19 protein-coding genes, 1 tRNA gene and 1 pseudogene are annotated in these 20,912 nt (G+C 60.9%); 8 read left to right on the plus strand and 13 right to left on the minus strand.

From position 1 onward, the window contains the following. Positions 1 to 45 precede the first annotated feature (45 nt). The 10 genes and pseudogenes from ACR9ZQ_RS16250 to ACR9ZQ_RS16295 form a co-directional block, all read right to left on the minus strand. The gene (locus ACR9ZQ_RS16250) at positions 46 to 660 is read right to left on the minus strand and encodes a GntR family transcriptional regulator (RefSeq protein WP_481428292.1); all 615 of its coding nucleotides are present in this window, start codon (positions 658 to 660) and stop codon (positions 46 to 48) included. Between the two features lie 102 nt (positions 661 to 762). Beyond that, the gene (locus ACR9ZQ_RS16255; RefSeq protein ID WP_481428293.1) at positions 763 to 1,965 is read right to left on the minus strand and encodes an ABC transporter permease; all 1,203 of its coding nucleotides are present in this window, start codon (positions 1,963 to 1,965) and stop codon (positions 763 to 765) included. Then, positions 1,955 to 2,671 (minus strand): ABC transporter ATP-binding protein, encoded by a 717-nt coding sequence (locus tag ACR9ZQ_RS16260; RefSeq protein WP_310389677.1) that lies wholly within the window; start codon positions 2,669 to 2,671, stop codon positions 1,955 to 1,957. Before ACR9ZQ_RS16260 ends, ACR9ZQ_RS16255 begins: the two co-directional genes overlap by 11 nt. 12 nt (positions 2,672 to 2,683) lie before the next feature. Next, positions 2,684 to 3,983, minus strand: a pseudogene (locus ACR9ZQ_RS16265) (efflux RND transporter periplasmic adaptor subunit). 294 nt (positions 3,984 to 4,277) lie between these two features. Beyond that, positions 4,278 to 5,174: a carbohydrate kinase family protein gene (locus tag ACR9ZQ_RS16270; RefSeq protein WP_481428294.1), complete on the minus strand. Its 897-nt coding sequence runs from the start codon at positions 5,172 to 5,174 to the stop codon at positions 4,278 to 4,280. After that, positions 5,171 to 6,202 carry an ABC transporter ATP-binding protein gene (locus ACR9ZQ_RS16275; RefSeq protein WP_481428295.1) on the minus strand — a complete coding sequence of 344 codons (1,032 nt, stop codon included), beginning with the start codon at positions 6,200 to 6,202 and terminating at the stop codon, positions 5,171 to 5,173. The genes ACR9ZQ_RS16270 and ACR9ZQ_RS16275 overlap by 4 nt, the downstream gene beginning before the upstream one ends. Next, the gene (gene argH, locus ACR9ZQ_RS16280) at positions 6,202 to 7,716 is read right to left on the minus strand and encodes an argininosuccinate lyase (protein ID WP_481428296.1); all 1,515 of its coding nucleotides are present in this window, start codon (positions 7,714 to 7,716) and stop codon (positions 6,202 to 6,204) included. The genes ACR9ZQ_RS16275 and argH overlap by 1 nt, the downstream gene beginning before the upstream one ends. A gap of 3 nt (positions 7,717 to 7,719) precedes the next feature. Next, positions 7,720 to 8,577: a carbohydrate ABC transporter permease gene (locus tag ACR9ZQ_RS16285; RefSeq protein WP_310389578.1), complete on the minus strand. Its 858-nt coding sequence runs from the start codon at positions 8,575 to 8,577 to the stop codon at positions 7,720 to 7,722. Beyond that, complete coding sequence (locus ACR9ZQ_RS16290) at positions 8,574 to 9,446, minus strand: carbohydrate ABC transporter permease (protein WP_162736686.1); 873 nt, start codon at positions 9,444 to 9,446, stop codon at positions 8,574 to 8,576. Before ACR9ZQ_RS16290 ends, ACR9ZQ_RS16285 begins: the two co-directional genes overlap by 4 nt. Positions 9,447 to 9,530: 84 nt before the next feature. After that, positions 9,531 to 10,787 (minus strand): extracellular solute-binding protein, encoded by a 1,257-nt coding sequence (locus ACR9ZQ_RS16295; protein ID WP_439014913.1) that lies wholly within the window; start codon positions 10,785 to 10,787, stop codon positions 9,531 to 9,533. A gap of 260 nt (positions 10,788 to 11,047) precedes the next feature. On the opposite strand from ACR9ZQ_RS16295, the gene ACR9ZQ_RS16300 reads away from it, so the two are divergent. The 7 genes from ACR9ZQ_RS16300 to ACR9ZQ_RS16330 all read left to right on the plus strand — a co-directional run bounded on the left by ACR9ZQ_RS16300 (position 11,048) and on the right by ACR9ZQ_RS16330 (position 17,507). Beyond that, a complete protein-coding gene (locus tag ACR9ZQ_RS16300; RefSeq protein ID WP_439014912.1) occupies positions 11,048 to 12,268 on the plus strand; it encodes an ROK family protein in 1,221 nt (406 codons plus the stop codon). A 35-nt stretch (positions 12,269 to 12,303) separates the two neighbouring features. Next, entirely contained in the window at positions 12,304 to 14,700 is a 2,397-nt protein-coding gene (locus tag ACR9ZQ_RS16305) for a PIG-L family deacetylase (protein WP_481428297.1), read from the plus strand. 10 nt (positions 14,701 to 14,710) lie between these two features. Next, the gene (locus ACR9ZQ_RS16310) at positions 14,711 to 15,577 is read left to right on the plus strand and encodes a DMT family transporter (protein ID WP_481428298.1); all 867 of its coding nucleotides are present in this window, start codon (positions 14,711 to 14,713) and stop codon (positions 15,575 to 15,577) included. A gap of 381 nt (positions 15,578 to 15,958) precedes the next feature. After that, positions 15,959 to 16,034, plus strand: a tRNA-Lys gene (locus tag ACR9ZQ_RS16315). A gap of 419 nt (positions 16,035 to 16,453) precedes the next feature. Beyond that, the gene (locus ACR9ZQ_RS16320; protein WP_007826740.1) at positions 16,454 to 16,708 is read left to right on the plus strand and encodes a hypothetical protein; all 255 of its coding nucleotides are present in this window, start codon (positions 16,454 to 16,456) and stop codon (positions 16,706 to 16,708) included. 114 nt (positions 16,709 to 16,822) lie between these two features. Then, positions 16,823 to 17,236 carry a helix-turn-helix domain-containing protein gene (locus tag ACR9ZQ_RS16325; protein ID WP_310389569.1) on the plus strand — a complete coding sequence of 138 codons (414 nt, stop codon included), beginning with the start codon at positions 16,823 to 16,825 and terminating at the stop codon, positions 17,234 to 17,236. A gap of 1 nt (position 17,237) precedes the next feature. Continuing rightward, the gene (locus ACR9ZQ_RS16330) at positions 17,238 to 17,507 is read left to right on the plus strand and encodes a hypothetical protein (RefSeq protein ID WP_007826745.1); all 270 of its coding nucleotides are present in this window, start codon (positions 17,238 to 17,240) and stop codon (positions 17,505 to 17,507) included. A 131-nt stretch (positions 17,508 to 17,638) separates the two neighbouring features. Here the strand turns inward: ACR9ZQ_RS16330 and ACR9ZQ_RS16335 are convergent, their stop codons facing one another. Continuing rightward, positions 17,639 to 17,818 (minus strand): hypothetical protein, encoded by a 180-nt coding sequence (locus ACR9ZQ_RS16335; protein WP_481428299.1) that lies wholly within the window; start codon positions 17,816 to 17,818, stop codon positions 17,639 to 17,641. Positions 17,819 to 18,355: 537 nt separating this feature from the next. Here ACR9ZQ_RS16335 and ACR9ZQ_RS16340 point away from each other — a divergent pair. Next, entirely contained in the window at positions 18,356 to 19,105 is a 750-nt protein-coding gene (locus ACR9ZQ_RS16340) for a cytochrome c biogenesis CcdA family protein (RefSeq protein ID WP_481428300.1), read from the plus strand. 31 nt (positions 19,106 to 19,136) lie between these two features. On the opposite strand, the gene ACR9ZQ_RS16345 is transcribed toward ACR9ZQ_RS16340, so the two are convergent. Beyond that, positions 19,137 to 20,348, minus strand: coding sequence for a UbiH/UbiF family hydroxylase (locus ACR9ZQ_RS16345; protein ID WP_439014900.1), 1,212 nt, complete (start codon positions 20,346 to 20,348; stop codon positions 19,137 to 19,139). A gap of 41 nt (positions 20,349 to 20,389) precedes the next feature. Then, a complete protein-coding gene (locus ACR9ZQ_RS16350; RefSeq protein ID WP_481428301.1) occupies positions 20,390 to 20,902 on the minus strand; it encodes a DUF934 domain-containing protein in 513 nt (170 codons plus the stop codon). Positions 20,903 to 20,912: the final 10 nt, after the last annotated feature.

The raw sequence follows: 20,912 nt of genomic DNA on the forward strand, positions 1-20,912 counted from the left end.
CAGAAAATAGATTTCCAGGTAACGGCTCCGGAGACGGGGCCGTTTCTATTTCTGGCTCAGATAATCGATCAGATCGGCCATGGCCTCGCGCGCCTGCTCGACCTCACCCTGATGAATAGCCGTTATGACTACGACGTGGAGAGAGATGGAGCGATCCATCCGTTCCGGATTGGCGGTCGAATACCACAGGCGGCGGGAATGGGTCTGGACCGGCCCCAATGCTGCGGTCATGAAGCTGTTCGGGCAGGCATCCTCGAGGATCTCGTCAAAGGCCTTGTCGGCTGCGAAAAAGCCCGCCACATCGCCGCTGATAGCACATTCTTCCATCGCGCGGGCGCAGGCAACGAGCCGGGCCCTCTGCTCCTCATTCGCAGCATCGGCGACGAGTGCTGCCGCAACCGGCTCCAGCTTGCGGCGCACCTGCATGACATTGGCATGATCTTCAGCATGGATTTCGGCGATCTGCAGGCCGACGCGCGGCTTCACTACGATCAGCCCCTGCCAGGCAAGCTTCTGGATCGCTTCGCGCACCGGTGTGCGGCCATGGCCCGCAAGATCGATGAGCTGTTTTTCCGTTACCAACGCACCCGGCGCCAAAGCCAGTGTCACGATAGCGTGCTCCAGCGCCAGATAGGCGAGATGGCTCAGCGATTTCTGCATGCGGGCAAATCCCAGACTGATATATCAATACTGGCACGGTTAAATGCCGAAGACAAGTTATCCTGATATATCAAGGTCATGCAGTACGCGAAAGCACTCCCCTTACTCGTGACGCAGCGCCTCGATGGGATTGAGCTGTGCTGCGCGTCTGGCCGGAAAGAAGCCGAAGATCATGCCGATTGCCGCCGAGAAGACGAAGGCAATGAAGATGATAAGCGGGCTGACCACGAAGGGCACATTGAGGAAGCTGACCGTACCGTATGCAAGTGTCAGCCCCAGCATGATGCCGGCTATGCCGCCGAAGAGTGACAGGGCGACGGCCTCGACGAGGAATTGCGTCAGCACCTGATTTTCAAGTGCGCCGATCGCAAGGCGGATACCGATCTCGCGCGTGCGCTCCGTCACCGATACCAGCATGATATTCATGATGCCGATACCGCCGACGAGCAGGCTGACGGCGGCGACCGCGCCGAGCAGACCGGTCAGCAACGTCGTCGTACCAGTCATGGCTTCGGCGATCTGCGTCATGTCGTTGACGTTGAAATCATCCTGACGGCCGGGGATGATCTTGCGGCGTTCGCGCAGCAGGTTTTCGACATCGGCTTGCACCTTTGATGTCGAGACGCCGTCACGCGCGGAGATGAGGATCGTCGGCACATTGGAGCTGCCGCTGATGCGTCGCTGGAACACCTTGACGGGCATGATGACGGCATCGTCCTGGTCGTTGCCCATGCCGGACTGGCCGCGCTTTGCCAGGACGCCGATGACCGGGCAGGAAACCTTGCCGACACGGATCAGCTGGCCGGTCGGATCGGCGGCGCCGAAAAGCTGCTCGCGCACAGTCTCGCCGATGATGCAGCGCGACTGGCCGCGCTCTTCTGCCGGCATGAAATTGCGGCCAAGCGCCAGATCCCAGTCCTGTGCGATGAAATAGTCGTTGGTCGTGCCATAAACCGTGGTGGAATGGTTCTGCCCGCCGAAGATGACCGTCGCCGTCGACTGATTGGACGGCGCCACCGCCCGCAGACCGGAGACCTGATCGCGGATCGCCTCGACATCTTTCAGCGTGAAGCGCCGCGCCTCGGAACTGGCGCGGCCGGGACCAAACTGGCCGGGGCGCACAAAGAGCATGTTGGTGCCAAGGCGCGAAAGCTCGGTCGAAACCTGCGCCGTCGTGCCATTGCCGATGGTGACAAGCGCGATGACGGCGGCAACGCCGATGACGACGCCGAGCACGGTCAGGAAGGAACGCAGAAGATTGCGGCTGATGGCGCGCAGCGCCAGCTTCAGCGTCTCAAAGAACATGTTCCGCCCTCCGCTGATGCTCGACCTCGGTTTCCAGCTTGCCGTCGACGAAGCGCAGCAGGCGTCCGGCATAGGCGGCGATGTCAGGCTCGTGCGTGACCATGACGATGGTAATGCCCTGTTCACGGTTCAGCCGCGTCATCAGATCCATGATCTCCATGCTGGTCTTGGTGTCGAGGTTGCCGGTCGGCTCGTCGGCAAGCAGCAGCGCTGGTTCGGTGACGATGGCGCGGGCGATCGCCACGCGCTGCTGCTGACCGCCGGAGAGTTCCTGCGTCTTGTGGTTTTCCCTGCCCGACAGGCCGACGAGGCCGAGCGCCTCCCTCGCCCGCCTGCGCCTCTCGCCGACCGCCATGCCGCGATAGATCAGCGGCAGTTCGACATTCTCGACTGCAGATGTGCGCGACAACAGGTTGAAGCCCTGGAAGACGAAGCCCAGCATATGGCGGCGCAACAACGTTAGTTGGCTGCGGTCGAAGCCGCCTGTCGAAATGCCCTGGAAAACATAGTCGCCCGAGGTCGGGACATCGAGGCAGCCGAGAATATTCATCGCCGTCGACTTGCCGGAACCGGACGGTCCCATGATCGCGACGAATTCATGCTCGCGGATCGAAAGGTCTACGCGGTCGAGCGCGCGGATAGCCGCAGCGCCCTCACCGTAGATTTTCGAGACTTGCCTGAATTCGAGAAGCGGCGGGCATTCCATCATCGACCCCCGTCAATTCGTCCGTGCCGCGGCATCGGTGATGATTGCATCCTTTTCGGTGAGTTCGCCCGATGTGACTTGGGTGAACTGGCCATCGGAGGAGCCGACCTGGATCACGACGGGTGCGGGGTGGCTGTCGCGCAGCACCCAGACGCGGCGCTGCGTGCCGGTGAGCTTGGAATCACCACCGCCGCCACTGCGGGGCAGACGCGGCGGACGGAACAGGCTGAAGATGCCGCGACCACCGCGCCCTTCCGCTTGCGGCGGCGCATAACGGAGGGCCGCATTCGGCACCATCAGGGTATCCTTGACGGCCTCGACGGTGATATCCGATGTCGCCGTCATGCCGGGGCGCAGCAGCAAATCGGCATTGTCGACCGAGAGGACCGCCTTGTAGGTGACGACATTGTTGACCACTTCGGAAGCAAAGCGGATCTGCTCGATCACGGCTGGGAAGGTGCGGTCGGGATAGGCATCGACAGTGAAGGTCGCCTTCTGGCCGACGGCGATCTGGCCGACATCAGCCTCATCGACATCCACTTGCAGCTCCATCTTCTTGAGATCGCCGGCAATTGTGAAAAGCACGGGCGCCGAAAGCGAGGCAGCAACGGTCGCACCCGGATCGACGGAGCGGGTGAGGATCACGCCATCGATCGGCGAGACGATCTTCGCCTTGCCGAGATTGACCTCGGCAAGCTGCAGGTCCGCCTCGGAGGCCAGGACCTCGGCCTCGTTGATATCCTTGGCGGCGACTGCCGAGTCATATTTGTAGGTCGCATCGTCGAGGCTCTGCTGGGTGGAGACGTTACTTTTCACGAGGGCTCTTCAGGCGGTCGAGCGAGGTCGCAGCCGATTCCAGATCTGCATTCGCCTTGACCACGTTGGCCTTTGCCGAGTTGAGCTTGGCACGCGAACTCTTCACATCGGCTTCCAGCTTGTTGGTATCGAGGACGGCCAGAACATCGCCTGCCTCGACGGTGCTGTTATAGTCGACATTGACGTCACGCATGGTACCCGACAATTCGCTCGATATATCAACCTGCTGGGTCGGCTGGACGGAACCGGTGGCGGTGACGAGCACTGTGAGGTCGCCGCGCTTGACCGGCTGGGTCGTGTAGGCGATTTCGGCACGGCCCCGGCCCGCGTAGAAATAGGCGGCAGCGGCAGCAGCCAGGATCACGAGCACCAGAACGATCAGGCGTCCGCGCCAGCGACGGCCCTTGCTCTGCCGGCCGGCGACCAGCACGGCAGCCAGATCGGCATTTGCGCCTGTTACAGAACCGGTCTCTTTGCCAGCCTCCAAATTGTCCATCTAATCCTCGATGTATGCTTCGCCGTATCAGCCCCGCTTCACGCCGAGATAATCATGCCGAAGATGAACCCAACATTACCGATGCCCTGACGATGGCACGGAAATGCGGCTGAATAACATGAAATATTCGTAAGGAAACAGCTGGATGGCGCAGTCAGCGAAAGCTGTTCGGCAACAAGCCCGCGGGCTCGACGCGAATAATTCAGGGTTGCATCTGGCGCAGCGATTTCGGTGCCGCTTTCGGTCAATCTAGAGTGATCCGCGGCTCTGGAAAGGCCACGGATCGTCCAAGCTCTAGCGTGCAGGCAGAATTGCGGCGCCGCCTGCCGCCTGGACCGCGAGGCTGCCCATGGCAATACCTTCGCGCAGGCAGATATCGGCGCTCGCGCCGCCAAGCCAGGCATGGATGAGCCCGGCATTGAAGGCGTCCCCCGCACCGGTCGTATCCACGACGTTGACGGTGGGGGCATTCTGATGGAGGCGCAGATCTCCGGCCGCGAAATAAGCTCCGCCGGCGCCAGCCTTCAACGCCACCGCCGTGAAGCGCTCGGCGAGCCTATCCAGCGCTACGTCCGGATCGGAGTATCCGGTGATGGCAACGGCTTCCTCGACATTCGGAAGGAAGAGATCGACGCCCTCGCAGCGATCGAGGAAATCGTGCTGGTAGATCAGCGTCTCGTCCCAGCTCGGATCGAGCGATACGGTGAGACCGTTCTCCCTCGCCTTTGCGATCAGACCGGGGATTTCCGCCAACGTGGCAAATTCGGCGATGTGCAGATGACGCGCCTCGTTCCAGGCAAGCGCCTCACCGAGCGTAGCCGGCTCCGCGCCGCCGGCACGACGGGACAGAAAGGCCCGCTCCTCGCCATTGTTGATCGCGACCGTGACCTGTGGACCGGCATCAGCCGCCCGGTCGAGAAAGCGAAGGTCGACGCCGCTCGCTTGCAGTTCCGCGATCAGGCCGTTCGAAAGCCCATCGGTGCCGAGACGGGAGAGCAGAGCCGTCTTGCGGCCGATATGGGCTGAATAAGCGGCCATGATGAAAGCGCCACCGCCAGCTGCAATACGCAAGTCATCGGCAAAGAGCTCACGCCCGAGCACAGGCATGGTCTCCAGTCCTGTGAAGATCAGGTCGCAATAGATCCGGCCGATGCTGAGCACCGCGGATCGCATGTCATTATCAGATGTCATTGGCGCCCGAGGGCCTTTTCCGTTTTTGCATCGAAAACATAGAGAGCACCGGGGGCTGCATGGGCATTCACGGTGCTGCCGACGGCCGGTATCACCTTACCGGGGGCGGTTGCAATCACGGACGTGCCCGCCACATCGAAATGCACTAGCGTTTCGGCGCCGAGCGGCTCGACGGCCGTCACCATGCCTGAGAGCGAAAGGACGCCCGTGCCTTCGCTGATAACCAGATCATGCGGACGCACGCCGACCAGATGCGGACCGCCCTGCCCGATGCGCAAGCCATCGGCCGCAGCCGTGCCCGGCAGAAGGTTCATCGACGGGCTGCCGATGAAGCGTGCGGTAAACACGTCAGCAGGGTTCTCATAGATATCCATCGGCGTTCCCGCCTGCGGGATGTGGCCGTCTTTCATGACGACGATCCGGTCAGCCATGGTCATGGCCTCGACCTGATCATGGGTGACATAGACGATCGTCGTGCCCAAGCGCTGGTGCAAGCGTTTAATCTCGATGCGCATCTGGGTGCGCAGCTGGGCGTCGAGGTTTGACAACGGTTCGTCGAAAAGGAAGGCAGAGGGATTGCGCACCATAGCGCGGCCGATCGCGACACGCTGGCGCTGGCCGCCGGATAGTGCCGCCGGGCGACGGGCGAGATAATCCGTCAATCCGAGGATCTGCGCCGTCTCGTCGATGCGCTTGTCCTTATCCGCCTGCGAAAGCTTGGAGGTGTAGAGACCGAAGCCGATATTCTGGCGTACACTCATATGCGGATAGATGGCGTAATTCTGGAACACCATGGCGATGTTGCGCTGTTTCGGCTCGCGCTCGTTCACCACCTCACCGCCGATCTTCAGCGTGCCTCCGGAAATGTCTTCAAGGCCGGCGATCATGCGCAGCGTCGTCGACTTGCCGCAGCCGGACGGGCCGACGAAGACAACGAATTCACCGTCAGCGATCGCGAGATCAATCCCGTGAACGACATCCAGCTTGCCGTAGCGTTTGACGAGCCCCTGCAGTTCAATATTTGCCATCAGGCCGTCCCCATCAATGCCGTGAATCTGGTTTGAAGTTCCTGAGCAGCGGCGGCTTCGCGCGCTGCATTTTCCTGCGCTTGTCTGGCGAATGCGGCAGCCTTTTCCTGGTAGGCTGCAAGCGCATCCGCCATCGGTGCCGGCGCGGGACCGCCGAAGCGGGCGCGGACGGCAACGAAATGTTCCGGCGAGACGATCTCGGCAAATTGCGCCTTGGCGATACCCGGTTTGCGGCCGGCCAGTTCCTCGAAAGCTGCGAGGAAAGGCTCGTAACCGTCATCCGAAAGACCACCGCCCTTCGCGACCACCGCGCGGGCCACCGTTGCGGCAATTTCATGCGCCTGCCGGAAGGAGAGGCCTTCCAGACGCACCAGCGAATCCGCCAGTTCGGTAATGGTAATGCAGGAGCGGCGGATATTGTCTTCCACGCGCTCGGGATCGATGCTGATCTGGGCGACGAAGGCGGCGAGCAGGTCGAGCACGCGACCGGCGGAATGGAACGCTTCGTAGCCCATTCCCTGCGTCTCACCCTCGCTGTCGTTCATGTCGGTAAAGGGCGTGTTGTGCATAACGTCGAGCACCGTGCGGGCGCGGCCGAAGGTCTGGCTCGCCAGATGGCGCATATGCTCGATCGGCACCGGATTGCGCTTCTGCGGCATGATGGAGGAGATCTGCACCAGCGCGTTCGGCACATAGATCTGGCCGACCTCAAAACTCGTCCAGAACTGCAGGTCCTGGATCAGCCGGCCGAGATGCAGGAACATCAGCTCGATGGCGCTGTAGGTCGAAGTCGTATAGTCGACGGCTGCGATGCAGCTGTAGGAATTGCGTAGCGGCGCGGCAAAGCCGAGCAGTTCGGCGACGCGAGCGCGATCGATCGGGAAGCCCGACGTAGTGATCGCCGCAGCGCCCATGGGGCTGAGGTTGACGATCTCACGGGCTTCGGCAAAGCGCTCGATATCGCGGATCAGCACCTCAATCGCCGCCGAAAGATAATGGCCGAAGGTGGTCGGCTGTGCCGGCTGACCGTGGGTATAGGCGACAATCAGCGTCTCCTTCTCCCAATCGGCGGTCGCGATCATCGCATCGAGCAGCTTGCGTGCCTTGACCATTAGGGCGTCGATGCGCCCCTTCAGGCCGAGCTTGAACAGCGTATGGTCGATATCGTTGCGTGAGCGCGCCGTATGCAGGCGGCCGGCGACGTCGACGCCGATGCGGGCTTTCAGCTCCTTCTCGATCAGAAAGAAGAAGTCTTCCACCTCGCCGGTATAGACGAGCTTTTCCGGATCAATGTCGCGATCGATTGCTTCGAGTGCAGCGGCGATCTTGCTGGCCTGTTCGCGATCGAGAATGCCGGTCTCGACCAGCATGACGAGATGAGCACGGTCAATCCGGCGGAAGCCATCGACATGATGCGTCTTGGCGCCGTCGAAGAGCGGCTTCAGCACGGTTTCTTTATAGACCGGATCAGGAAAGACGCTACTGTCGGCAAGGCGTGGATTGGTTTTGGTCATGTTCTATCCCTTCAGACCGGCCAGCATCACGCCGCGCACGATGTAGCGCTGCAGCACCAGGAAGACGAGCAGCGTCGGCAATGTCGCGAGTGCTGCACCGGTCATGATCATTTCCCATTGGATGGATTGCTCGACGGCAAAGCTCGAGAGGCCCACCGGCAGCGTGTAGAGTTCGCGGCTGGTGGTGACGATCAGCGGCCAGAAGAAGGCCGTCCAGTTGCCAAGGAAGGTGAAGATCGCGAGCGCCGAGAGGGCCGGTGTCACCAGCGGCATCGCCACTTTCCACCAGATCTGGAATTCGTTCAGGCCGTCGATACGGGCGGCTTCCAGAAAATCGTTCGGGACCGTCTCGAAGAACTGCTTCATCAGGAAGGTGCCAAAGGCAGTCATCATGCCCGGGAACATGATGCCCCAGTAGCTGTCCAGCCAGCCGAGTTGCGCCGACATCAGATACCAGGGAATGACGAGCATTTCCGTCGGGATCATCAGGGTCGAGAGGATCGCCAGGAAGATCAGGTAGCGACCACGGAATTCGAACTTGGCGAGCGTATAGCCGACAAGGCTGTCGAAGAAGACGTTCGAGAGCGTCACCGTGCAGGCAACGATCGTCGAGTTCAGGAACCAGCGCATGAAGCGGCCGTCCGAGAGAACGGTGATGTAGTTCTGCAGCGTCGGTTCGGCCGGGATGAGGCGCAGGTCGTAGACCTGGCCTGCTGTCTTCAGCGATGTCGAGAACATGAAGAGCAGCGGCGAGACCATGATCAGGCCACCGATGAAAAGCAGCGTCCAGATGAGGATGGCGCCGGGGCGGATATTGGCTTTCGGCAGCGGTGCCGTGGTGTTCGTGGTCACGGCACTCATTTGCGTTCCCTCAGAATCCAGAGCTGCAGCAGGGAGACGCAGAGCAGGATGGCGAAGAGCACGACGGTCTGCGCGGCTGCATAACCCATGTTGTAGGATGAAAAGGCCGTCTGATAGATCATCAGAACCAGAGGCTTGGTCGATCCGAGCGGGCCGCCGGGATCGTTCGTCGTCATGTTGTAGACCTGATCGAAGATGCGCAGGAAGCCGATCGAGGAGAAGACGACGAGGAAGACGGTCGTCGGCTTCAGGAGCGGCAGAGTGATCTTCCAGAGGATCGGCCATTCGCCGAGACCATCGATCTTCGCAGCCTCGTAGAAGGTGCTCGGGATGGCGCGAAGACCGGCCATGAAGATGATGATCTGGAAGCCGAGGCCAGCCCAGATGGACGTGACCATGATCGACGGCAGCGCCTGATCGACGGAGCGGATGAACTGCTGCTGCGGCAGGCCGATCATGCCGAGCACATCGTTGATGACGCCGATCGGAGCCGGCTGATAGAACCAGCGCCAGACCCAGGCCATGGCGGCAGCCGTCGTCAGGAACGGCAGGAAATAGAGCGCGCGGATCAACCCGTGCAGGAAGCGCACGCGATCCAGGAAGAAGGCCACGACGAACGAGATGATGAGGCTCAGCGGCGTGCCGATGATGAGATAGGTGAAGGTGTTGCGGAAAACCTTCCAGAACTGCGGGTCGTTATAGAGCTTCACATAATTGGCGACGCCGATGAATTTCGGCGGCTTCATCAGGTTCCAATTGGTGAAGGACAGGTAGAAGGCCTGCAGCGTCGGATAAAAACGGATCACGCAGTAAAACAGGATCGGCAGGGCAAGGAATGTCCAGACCCAGACGAGGCGCTTCTGGCGCATCGTCAGCCGATCCCAGAACGATCCGGCGGGACGGCTCAAGGCCGCCCCCTCCGTATTCGCGGGTGCGGAGCTCATGGCCGTCCCTTATTTGCTCTTGGCATTGTCGATGATTTCCTGCTCGGCCGTTGCGGCCTGGGCAATGGAATCCTCGGGTGATTGTCCCTCGAGCAGAACGCGGTTGACCATGTCGATGGCGTTCTGGCGCTGGCCGGCTTCATCCACGAAGAGCGAGGTGTGGGAGTATGCGAGCGCCTTCAGGAAAGGCGCGTAGATCGGATTCTTGAGGTTCTCGTCGGTCAGCGCTGCTTCGCGGCGGGCCGGCAGTTCGCCGACGGTGCCGAGCCAGATCTTCATGGCTTCCGGCGAGGTCACGTAAGCGAGGAACTTCTTGGAGGCCTCAAGCTTTTCGCCCGATACCTTGGCGCCGATGCCGTTGGCGAAGTAGCTTGCATAGTTCGAGCGCAGGCCATCGGCATTGGCCGGCAGCTCGGTCACACCCCATTCGAAATCCTTGATGCTGCCGAAGGAGCCGAGACGGAAAGTGCCGTCGATGGTCATCGCCGCCTTGCCGCCGCGGAAGGCTGCCTGGCCCTCATCCATGAAACCGGTCTGACCGACCTTCTTTTCAGTCTGCAGGCTGGTGTAGAATTTCAGCGCCTTGATGCCGGCATCGCTATTGTAGGTCACCTTGGAATAGTCGGCTGTATAGGGCTCGCCGCCAAACTGGCGGATCAGCACTTCACGCCACCACTGGTGATCCTGGCCGCCCATGTCGAGCGTCGTGCCTTCGACGGCAATGTTGCCGGCGGCATCGCGCTTGACTGTCTTTTCGGCGGCAGCGACGAATTCATCGACGGTCTGCGGCGGCTTGTTCGGGTCGAGACCAGCTTCCTGGAAGAGCTTCTTGTTGTAGAAGAGCGCCAGCGAACGGACGGCGGTCGGCAGGCCGTAATAGTCGTCACCGCGCTTCATGGCTGATACGATCGGGAAGAAGTCCTTCTCGATCTGGTCATGCGGGAAAGCGTCTGTTGGCAGCGGCTGCAGCAGTCCACCAGCGATGAACTGGTCGAGCCAGCCATAGAAGAGCTGCATCACATCAGGACCATTGCCGGCGAGATTGGCGGCAACGACGCGCGTCTGGTAGTCAGCATAGGGGAAGGTCGTCTGCTTGACGGTAATGTCGGGATTGGCCTTTTCGAAATTGGCGATCAGTTGGTCCATCGCCTTGACACGCGTATCGTAGACATACTGCCAATATTCGATTTCGACGGCCTGGGCGCTGTTGACCGCAACCATGCTGATGCCGGCAAAAAGCCCGGCCAATAAGATTCCGCGACGCATATTATCCCTCCATTGCCGAGCCGGCCTTCGAACCGCTCGCGCTCATCTGGTTCCCCAGGGCATCCCGCATATCGGCAGCGCCCCGATTTGATTGGCTCGGGAAGATGGAACTGAGGCTCCTCTTCCTCGGCATCGCACTGCGACCCTTTCAGGCTGGTTCGGGCGAAGGGTTTTGTCAATAAGATAATTTAGTTTAATTATTCTATTGCTCCTTTCATGATATCGGCGCTATCCATATCGGCAGAGACGAGGGCGGCGAGATGACACGGCAATCCGGCAAGCAGCAGATCGCGATGGGCAAGAACCCCGAGCGCAGCCGTGACCACAATCGTCGTGTCGTGCTCGATGTCGTGCGCATGCATGGTTCGCTCGGCCGCATGCATATCGCCAAGCTGACGCACCTGACTGCGCAGGCGGTGGCCAATATCGTCGACGAGCTCGTCAGCGAAGAGCTGCTGATGGAGATCGGCCGCTTGCGTTCCGGCCGCGGCCAGCCGCCGATCCAGTTTGCCGTCAACCCTGATGGAGCCGTCACGATCGGCGTCGAAATCGCTGCCGACCATATGGTTACGACGGTACTCGACCTTTCCGGCAAGGTGCGTTCCGAGACCATCATGCCGGTGGAGAATACGAGCCCGGAACATATCGTTCCGCTCTTTACCGGCGAGGTGAAGAAGGTCCGCAAGCACTTCCCGTCCAAGCTTCTCGGCATCGGTGTGGTCATGCCTGGCCCCTTCGAGATCGAAGGCATGAGCTCGGTCGGCCCGACCACCCTGCCCGGCTGGAGCAGCATCAATCCGGCTGCATTGCTCAGCGAAGCGAGCGGCGAGACCGTTATCGTCGAAAACGATGCGAATGCTGCCGCCGTCGGCGAGCGGCTGTTCGGTGCGGGCCGCGCCATTTCCAATTTCTGCATGATCTATTTCGGCGTCGGCGTGGGCCTCGGGCTGATCCATGACGGCGCACCTTTCCGTGGCGCCTTCGGCAATGCCGGCGAAATCGGCCATGTGGTCGTTGCCCCGCGCGGAAAACCTTGCCCGTGCGGCCAGCGCGGCTGCCTGGAACGTTATGCATCCCTGCATGCGCTGAAGGAGAAGCTCACCGAGGCGGGCTATGAGAATGCTGATTTTGCGGCGATCGAAGTGCTGCACCGGGACGGCAATCCCGTCGTGAAGGAGTGGATCGCGGAGACCGCTGACTATCTCTCGCCGATGGTGGCAATGCTGGAAAACGTTCTCGATCCGGAGACCGTCATCCTCGGCGGTGCGCTCCCCGATGCCGTCATCGATGAGATCGTCGCGGCCATGCAGACCCTTCCCGTTTCTGTTGCCAGTCGGCGCACGCGCGCCTTGCCGCGCGTCATTCGCGGCCAGACGGGCCAGTTGACGGCCGCACTTGGCGCAGCGGCGCTGCCGCTCTTCGAAGCCGTCACCCCCAAACTCGACATTTCACCGACCGCCGTCGCCGATAACGCAGCTTAAGATGCGCGCCACCGGTCTGCCCCAATGGAGGAACCATGCTGACCGATCGAGATCGTATTGAGAAACAGAAGCGGAGCCTTTCGCTCACGCGGCTGCACCGGGCCCTGTCCCGCCTGACCTCGACCGTCACCATGGTGAATACCGGCGCGCATCCCGATGACGAGCATAACGGCCTGCTCGCCTATCTGCGCCTCGGCCTCGGCATGCGCGTCATCGTCGCCTGCTCGACGCGCGGCGAAGGCGGGCAGAATGCGCTCGGACCGGAACGGCTCGGCGCGCTCGGCATCATGCGAAGCCGCGAGATGGAAGAGGCTGCCTACGAACTCGACGCCGATGTCTACTGGCTCGGCCACGGCCCTGATGATCCGATCCATGATTTCGGCTTCTCCAAGAATGGCGACCGGACATTCGACCGATGGGGCGAAAAGCGCATCGTCGAGCGGCTAGTGCGGGCCTATCGCACGGAGCGTCCCGATATCGTGCTGCCGACCTTTCTCGACGTACCGGGTCAGCATGGGCACCACCGCGCGATGACGCGGGCGGCGGAAGCCGCTGTCGGACTTGCCGCCGATCCCTCGGCTTTTCCCGAACATTTCGACGAGGGTCTGTCGCCATGGCAGGTCGCGAAATTCTATCTGCCGGCATGGTCAGGCGGCGGGGATACCTACGATGACGAAGTGCCGCCGCCGGTTATGACATTGCCGCTCGAAGCCACTGATCTCGAACCTGTCAGCGGCGTCACCTACGACCATATCGGCGAATGGTCGCGGTATTACCATGCCTCTCAGGGCATGGGCCGCTGGTACGATATCGGCGATACCGAATGGCCACTGCATCTGAAGCTCAGCGCGCAGGGTTCCGTCGCGGAGGCGTCCATCCTCGATTCGCTTCCCTCGACGCTCGCCGATCTCGCCCGCGAAACGGAGCTGCCGCAAAGTGTCGTCGATGCGCTGATGCGCGCGGATGGCGCAATCGGCAAGGCGATCGAGCGCTTTCCGGAACGATCCGCCATCGTCGATGCGCTGCTACAGGCGGCACATCAAGTTGAAAAGGCGCTTGAGGAAGCGCCTGACGCCTTCCTCGAAACGCACGGGCATCGTCTGCAGCGCAAGCTCGTGGAAATCGATGCCGCACTTTGCGAAGCCGAACAGGTCTTCGTCCGGGCGGTTGCCGAACCCGCCGCGCTTTCGCCTGGAGCAACCGGCACGCTGATCCTTCATCTCAGCGGCAATGCCGGAACCGCTGTTGTCGACGCCAGCATCAGATTGCCGGCAGGCATTTCGGCGAGCGTCAAGGAAACCTCGCCGAAGCAGATTGTGTATGCGCTGACAGCAACCGCAGATGCGCCGCTCACGCGGCAATATCAGCCAGGATGGTCGAGCCTCGGCGGCAACGGCAATGCCTTCGTCGAGGTAAGGGCACAGGTCGGAAGCCGTTCAGTCACGGCGACCGTCGATCTTGAGGAGCCGCTTACAGTCGCGCCGCAACACTCGCTGAACCTTCAGCCCAATGCTTTCATCATTCCCGTAGATGGCGAGAGGCCGGAGCTGGAGATCAAGGCTGCGTCTGCAGGACCTGTCAGCTTTTCCGCGCCGGCCGGCTGGGCGATCAAGGAGGCTGATGGCGCGCTTACGCTTTCCCCTCCTACCTCGATAAGGCCTGGCCTCTTCGCCATCACGCCGCTCGTGGACGGGCAGCCGGCGATGCGCATCTCGCCGATCGCCTATCCGCATATCGGCCGCACCAGCTTTCGCGAACCGGAACTGCTGCGCGTTTTGGCGCTCGACCTCAAACTGCCTGATGGCGCCAAGATCGGCTATGTCGGCGGCGGTGCCGATCGCGTCGGGCTCTGGCTTGGCCGCATGGGGCTCGATGTCACCGAACTCGATGCGCGGGCCCTGTCCGGCGATCTCTCGCGCTTTACGACCATCGTCGTCGGCATCTTCGCCTTCGGCAGCCGCAAGGATCTGGCAGCTGCAACCGCCCGCCTGCATCGCTTCGTGGAAGATGGCGGCCACCTGCTGACGCTCTATCATCGCCCGAGCGATGGCTGGCAACCGGATGCCACGCCGCCGAAGCGCATCGATATCGGCTCGCCCTCCGTCCGTTGGCGCGTGACCGATCCGGCAGCAGAGGTGACTGTGCTGGAGCCCGAGCATCCACTGCTTAAGGGGCCGAACAGGATCACATCCGTGGACTGGGATGGCTGGGACAAGGAGCGCGGCCTCTATTTCGCCGCCCGCTGGGACGAGGCCTATGTACCGCTGCTTGCCATGCATGACCCCGAGGAACAACCACTCAAGGGCGCATTGATTTCGGCTGAAATCGGCAAGGGGCGGCATACACATACGAGCCTCGTACTGCATCACCAGCTCGACAAGCTGACATCAGGTGCCTTCCGGCTGATCGCCAATCTCGTCCAGCCCGCCTGAGGCAACAGGAATGGATGCATCCACTGCAGCCAGGGACAGCCGTTTCGGCATTGTCTGGCTGCTTTCCGATACGACGCTGGTGACCGGCATGACGGTGCTGGTGAAGATGCAGGGTGCGTCCTATCCGGCGATCCAACTCGTCTTTATCCGCGCGCTGATCGGGCTCGTGCTTATCTTGCCATTAATTTGGCGACACCGCCGGCAGCTTGCCGGTTCCAGGGATCCCCTGCGCAACATCATGCGCATCAGCTGCAATGCCGTCGCGCTGACCAGCAATTTCGTGGCGCTGACCATGCTGCCGCTGGTGCTCGTCAATGCACTTGGCTTCACGCGGCCGCTGGTTTCGATGCTGATGGCCGTCGCCATGCTCGGCGAGAGGGTCAGCCGGTGGCGGTGGATCGGCGCGGTATTTGCCTTCGTCGGCGTGCTGATCATGTTGGCGCCGGATACATTCGCCTGGAATCTCGGGCTGTTGGCAGTGCTCCTCTCGATCATCTTCGGGGCGCTGGCGACGATCCAGACTCGGATGCTGCATTACGAAAACACGACTGTGATGATGGTCTTCTATACGGCCGGCCTGACCGTCATCACCTTCATTCCGGCGCTTTTCGTATGGCAACCGGTACACAGCGAGGATTGGCCCGCCCTGCTCGGAATCGGACTGCTGGCGCAGATCGGCCAATTCTGCTTCCTGCGCGCCTATCAGATCGCCAGCGCCAGTCTGCTTGCGCCGTTCGGTTATCTGTCAATCGTCTTTGCAACGGCGAGCGGCTATGTCTTCTTTAGTGAGGTGCCGGACTTGCGCACGCTCATCGGCATAATCGTCATCATCGCAACCTTGCAGGCAGTCGCCTTCCTGGAACGGCGCCGAGGCTAACCTAGCGTCGACGGATAGGGAAAGCGCGGTGATGACGCTCACCGCAGCCGGGTCAGCATAATCCAAGGCGCGGATTGGATATAATCTCGACCGTAGTCCACCACGCCGATGCCGAGGAAGGAAAGGAATGCCGTGGCAGTTTTTCGATGTTTTGGTTTATGTCCTCAAAGTCGCACAAAGTATCATATTCGCGAAGAACGCTTACCCACTCGCCTGATCAGATCGCGTGGATTGCTTCGGCAAGCGGTTTTGGGCAACATCGCATGCGCGCAAGAAATGCGCCAAAATGCACAAATAAGAAGATTTTTTCAGTTGACCGCGATAGGTCACCTGCATATGTTCCGCGCACTTCCGGCCGGGGTGCTTCGCACCGCGGAGAGTGAGAGCGTAGCTCAGCCGGTAGAGCAACTGACTTTTAATCAGTAGGTCTCGGGTTCGAACCCCGACGCTCTCACCATAATTTCCTAATGAAATCAAATCTGTAGAGATAGCAACCGGCACAGATTGTTGACGCCTATTGCCCAGTCTTTCCGGCACGTGGCGAGCGTTTACGGAATACGATTGGCGCAAGCCACATCGGGAATTTGCCGAGTTGGCAGGCGGTGGGCTGGCCGCCTTCCAGTCGAATCACGACGAATCCGCGACACTGCCGCTCGCTGTTTCATGCTCACGCCTAGGCCAGCAGCCGCTAACTCCTGTGATTTCTCTGAAAGTTTGGTCATGTCCTTCTCTCTGGCAACGCGGCACAGGCACGCCCGGTTGATGAACGGCTCGCTCTTCTCTGAGGCTAGGCGGGTTGCTTGGGCTTTCTTGACGTTCGCATACAAGGCAGGCATTCGCTGGCCAATCAAGCGGCGTCGGTGTAAAGCACGTGCCATGGCCCTAGATCCTCAGAAGGCATTTACAGATTACAGTGCGGCGGACTGCAGCGTGCAGTTCTGGACCGCCAACGCACCGGCCGTGCAATTCACCTCTCTGGAAGCCGCTGTCAGGTTCGCAAAAGACCATGGCGGCAGATGGGAAGAGATTGAGATAACTGTCCATCTGCCGCGTGAAGACATCGTCTTCGCCACCGGAAAGGTGCATCAGCTAATTGATGCTTTGCCAGGTGACGCCCGGGAAAAGCGGTAGCCAGGTCGATCAGTGGCAAATCGGAACCGTACTGCGCATGTACCGGCCGCGTTGTAGGGGCTGCCGAGGGGCACAAGTCCACTGATCCCATCTCCTCACAGCGAGGCGTTTTCATTGATTAATTTCGCTCACAATGATAATAAATCCCATCGACAGAGCGTATCGGGCGATATTTTCACAATGGGCAATTTTGATCATTTAACCGGCCGACAGTTGGCGGCCGCCCGTGTTTTACTGGGGATTGGTCAGGTTGAGCTGGCCAGCAGGTCAAATGTATCAGCACCGACCCTGCGACGCATGGAAGCCAGCGAGGGCGCTGTCGAGGGCATGCGCAATAACGTCGCTTCAGTCGTTGCGGTATTACAAGCCGCCGGCGTCACCTTTCTTGATGGGAACTATTCCGGTTCAGGCGGCCCAGGTGTGCGCCTGACGCAGCCTGCCGGTGCGTCGATCGACGTCAAAGAACGCGAGACTATTCAGTATCGCGAGTTTTATGAGAATGATGCACCTCCTGGTGCTGGAGGTTAAAATGGCGAAAACACCCAAAGAACCAAAGCTCGAGCATTCCGATTTCTCCGGCGAGTTCGAAGATGACGGCGTAACCGTGCTCGTCGATATACATCGGCCGGCGGGCACCAATGGCGATTGGACTCTCGAGGTCATTTCGCAAACCGAGGTCGTGACGACCTGGGAAGATGCATTCGCGACGGATCTGGAAGCTTGGGAAGAGTTCCTGGCCACCGCAGAACGAGATGGCGTGCGAAGCTTTCTCGATGAGGATGAGCCGCTGGTGCATTGATGGGATCGACCCGTTCCCTGGCCTCTCCTCGCGGCCTACCAATCCGTGCACTGCCACATTGAGGAGACCTTTAAGCTTCCGGCACTGGTGCCGGTAGCGAGTTTCTCAACGCGAATTCGCGATGCTCACCGTCAGTAGCTGCAGGAGCGACCATCCCTGGGCCTGAAGCCATCTGCACAGGCGCGATTTATCGAATCTCCCGGCACGTAGCCTGAAGCGGAGCCGTATGAATTCGGGGGAGTTGCGCACGCGGTGAGCAGCGAGATGCCGATCAGCGCTCCGGCTGCTACCAATGCCCGAAATCTGCTCATCAATATTTCTCCTCGGTGGATGTTCCGGCGTCAATCTCTCACGCTAGAGCGCCGTGCGTCTATTCGGACGCACAAAGGACGCTCTAACACTTTGAATTTACGCATCCGGCCCGAAAATCGATTCCGATTTTCGGGCCGGATGCTGTAGCGCATACCAGCACCAAGCAGTCATCGCAACTAAACGACATCACAAGCTTGCTCTCGGCCGCCGTAGCCAACAGGCCGGATAGAGTAGCGAGAGATCCGGCGTCGGCCTCGTATGTCCGCCGGCCGGACCTCCCGGCATTCGCAGTGGGGTGCCTGCAAATGCCGGGCAATACCACCGGTCATGCCCGAGTCGCTCCATTCACAGAGCCAAAGATGGTTTGCGCGCGGTTAATATCCACATGCCCTGTCCCGTGTTGGGATGGACGGAGCTGCGTCAAGGCCTGCGGCAATTTGGAGATCCTGCCGGCTGCGCTCAGCGCAAAAAGGTGATTGGCAATCACCCCTTTGCGGCGCTAGGAACATCGCTCAGACTGCTGCCGGAGAGAATGCGTGTCGATTGCCGATATTTCCCTTTGGAGCGCGCTGCTTGCGGGAGCGCTTTCCTTCCTGTCGCCTTGCGTGCTTCCACTCGTTCCGCCTTATCTCTGCTATATGGCGGGCATTTCGGTCGAGCAGTTCCGCGGCGGCGGCACGGTTGCCGCGGCACCGGATGTGCGGCGCGGCGTGCTCTTTTCGGCGCTTTTCTTCACGCTCGGCTTTGCGACCGTCTTCGTGGCGCTCGGCGCCGGCGCCTCGACCATCGGCATGGTGCTGCGCCAGCACCTCGATCTGCTTTCCAAGATCGGCGGCCTGATCATCATCGTCATGGGGCTGAATTTTCTCGGGGTTTTCCGAATCGGCCTCTTGGCGCGGGAAGCCCGTTTCCAGGGCAATGGCAAGCCGGCGACGCTGACAGGCGCCTATATCATGGGACTTGCCTTCGCGTTCGGCTGGACGCCCTGCATCGGGCCCGTGCTCGGGGCAATCCTCGGCGTTGCCGCATCGCGTGAAACGGTCGGCTCAGGTGCGGGTTTGCTTGCCGTCTATTCGCTCGGCCTTGCCGTGCCCTTCTGGATCGCTGCCGGCTTTTCCGGGGCCTTCATGCGCTTCCTGTCGCGCTTCCGCCGGCATCTCGGCACGGTGGAGAAGATCATGGGCGTCTTCCTTGTGCTGACGGGGCTTGCCTTCCTGCTTGGCTGGGTCAGCAATGTCGCGATCTGGTTCCAGCAGACCTTCCCAATCCTGATGCAAATCGGCTGAGCGCCAGGCTCAGCCGATACATTGCAACAAATCAGGCTTTCTTCCGGCTCAGCCGTTCCTTGATCGCATCCGGAATATCGCGGAGGCCGCGCCCCGGTTCGATGCCTTCGCGCATGACGATATTGCGCAGCGGCGGAATGGCTGAGAGGACATGCAGGCCTGCGGCGCGCAGAACCTGTACCGGCAAGAAATCGGAGAGCAGCGAACGATTCAGAAGATCGACGCTTGCGGTGCGCGTCATGATATCGGCACGGCGTTTACGGTCGAAGCTTGTGCCGGCATCGGCGGCGACAGGCAATTCCGCGCGCGCGCAGAGAAGATCGGTCAGCGCCATGATATCGCGAAGGCTGAGATTCAGGCCTTGGGCTCCGATCGGCGGGAAGACGTGTGCGGCCTCGCCGATCAGTGCGATCCGGCCCTTGCCGAAACGATGCGCCATCATGCCCGACAGCGGCCAGATCTGAACGCCCTCCTCGACAGTGACTTTGCCAAGTAGGGACTGCATGCGCTCTTCCACGACATTGCCGAGTTCGGCGAGCGACAGCTCGACGCGGGCTGCGGCATCCGAGGGATTCTGTACCCAGACGAGGCTGGAGCGGTTGCCCGGCAGCGGCACCTGGGTGAAGGGGCCGTGCTCCGTGTGGAACTCTGTGGAGATATTCTGGTGCGGCAGCGTGTGCGCGAAGTTCAGCACCATCGCCGATTGTGGGTAAGACCAAGTGCGCACATCGATGCCGGCCGTCTCCCGCAGCTTCGATTTGCGGCCATCAGCACCGATAGCAAAATCGGCACTGATCTCTTCTCCGCCTGCGAGCGTGATCGTTACAGATTCCGGAGCGATCCCGATCGTCTCGGCCATGTCGCTGAAACGGCTGATATTGCCCTCAGCGGCCACCGCAGCTTCGAGCACATCCATCAATGCCTTGTTCGGGAAATTATAGCCGAAGGCATCCAGCCCGACTTCGGCGGAGCGGAAGGTCGTCGTCGGCGCACGCAGCAGACGGTTGGTGCCGTCGATGATGCGCATGCTGGTGAGTGGTGCGGCTGCCGGGCGAAGCTTTTCCCAAAGTGTCAGGCGATCCAGAAAGCGAATCGACTGGTCCATCAACGCCGTCGTGCGGCGATCTTCCTTGGGGGATGGAGGGGCGACCAGCGCCACGTTGCGACCGCCGCGCGCCAGGGCGACTGCGGCGATCATGCCGGCGAGACCGCCGCCGATCACCGCCACTTCGAATTTACTCATGCTATCGTCCCGTCATCAAAAAGACAGCAGAACCGGCAGCCTCAGGCGGCCGGCTTTGCCTGACGGCGCCAACTATAGCCCTTGCCGGCTTCGGCGTCACGCACCGCCGGCTGATAATGATGCGGAATGGACGGAAGGCGCTTTTCCGACAGGCGGCGGATCGCGGTCTCGTTGGTGACGGCGAAACTGTCGATGCCGACGCGCAGCATCAGCGGCACCTGATCGATCAGCACGTCGCCGACCGCGCGCAGCTCATTGGTATAACCGAGACGCTGACGCAGCAGCGAGGCATGGCTGAAGGCACGGCCATCGTTGAAGGCCGGGAATGCGACAGCCACGATCTCCAGACGATAAAGATAGGGCTCGAGCTTCAAGACATCGTCCGCCGGCCTGATGACCACGCCGAAGCCCACATCATTGCTCTCGTCAGCCTTGGCGACCAGCTGGTCGAGCGTCAGCAGCGGCTTCTGATCGCCCGTCGCCTTCACCTCGTCGGTCTCGATCACCCAGGGATCGTTCTCGATAAAACCGGTTTCTCTCCAGATCTTCGTCATCATCCCCTCC

This window comes from Rhizobium sp. KNZ14-9A (genome assembly GCF_056755015.1).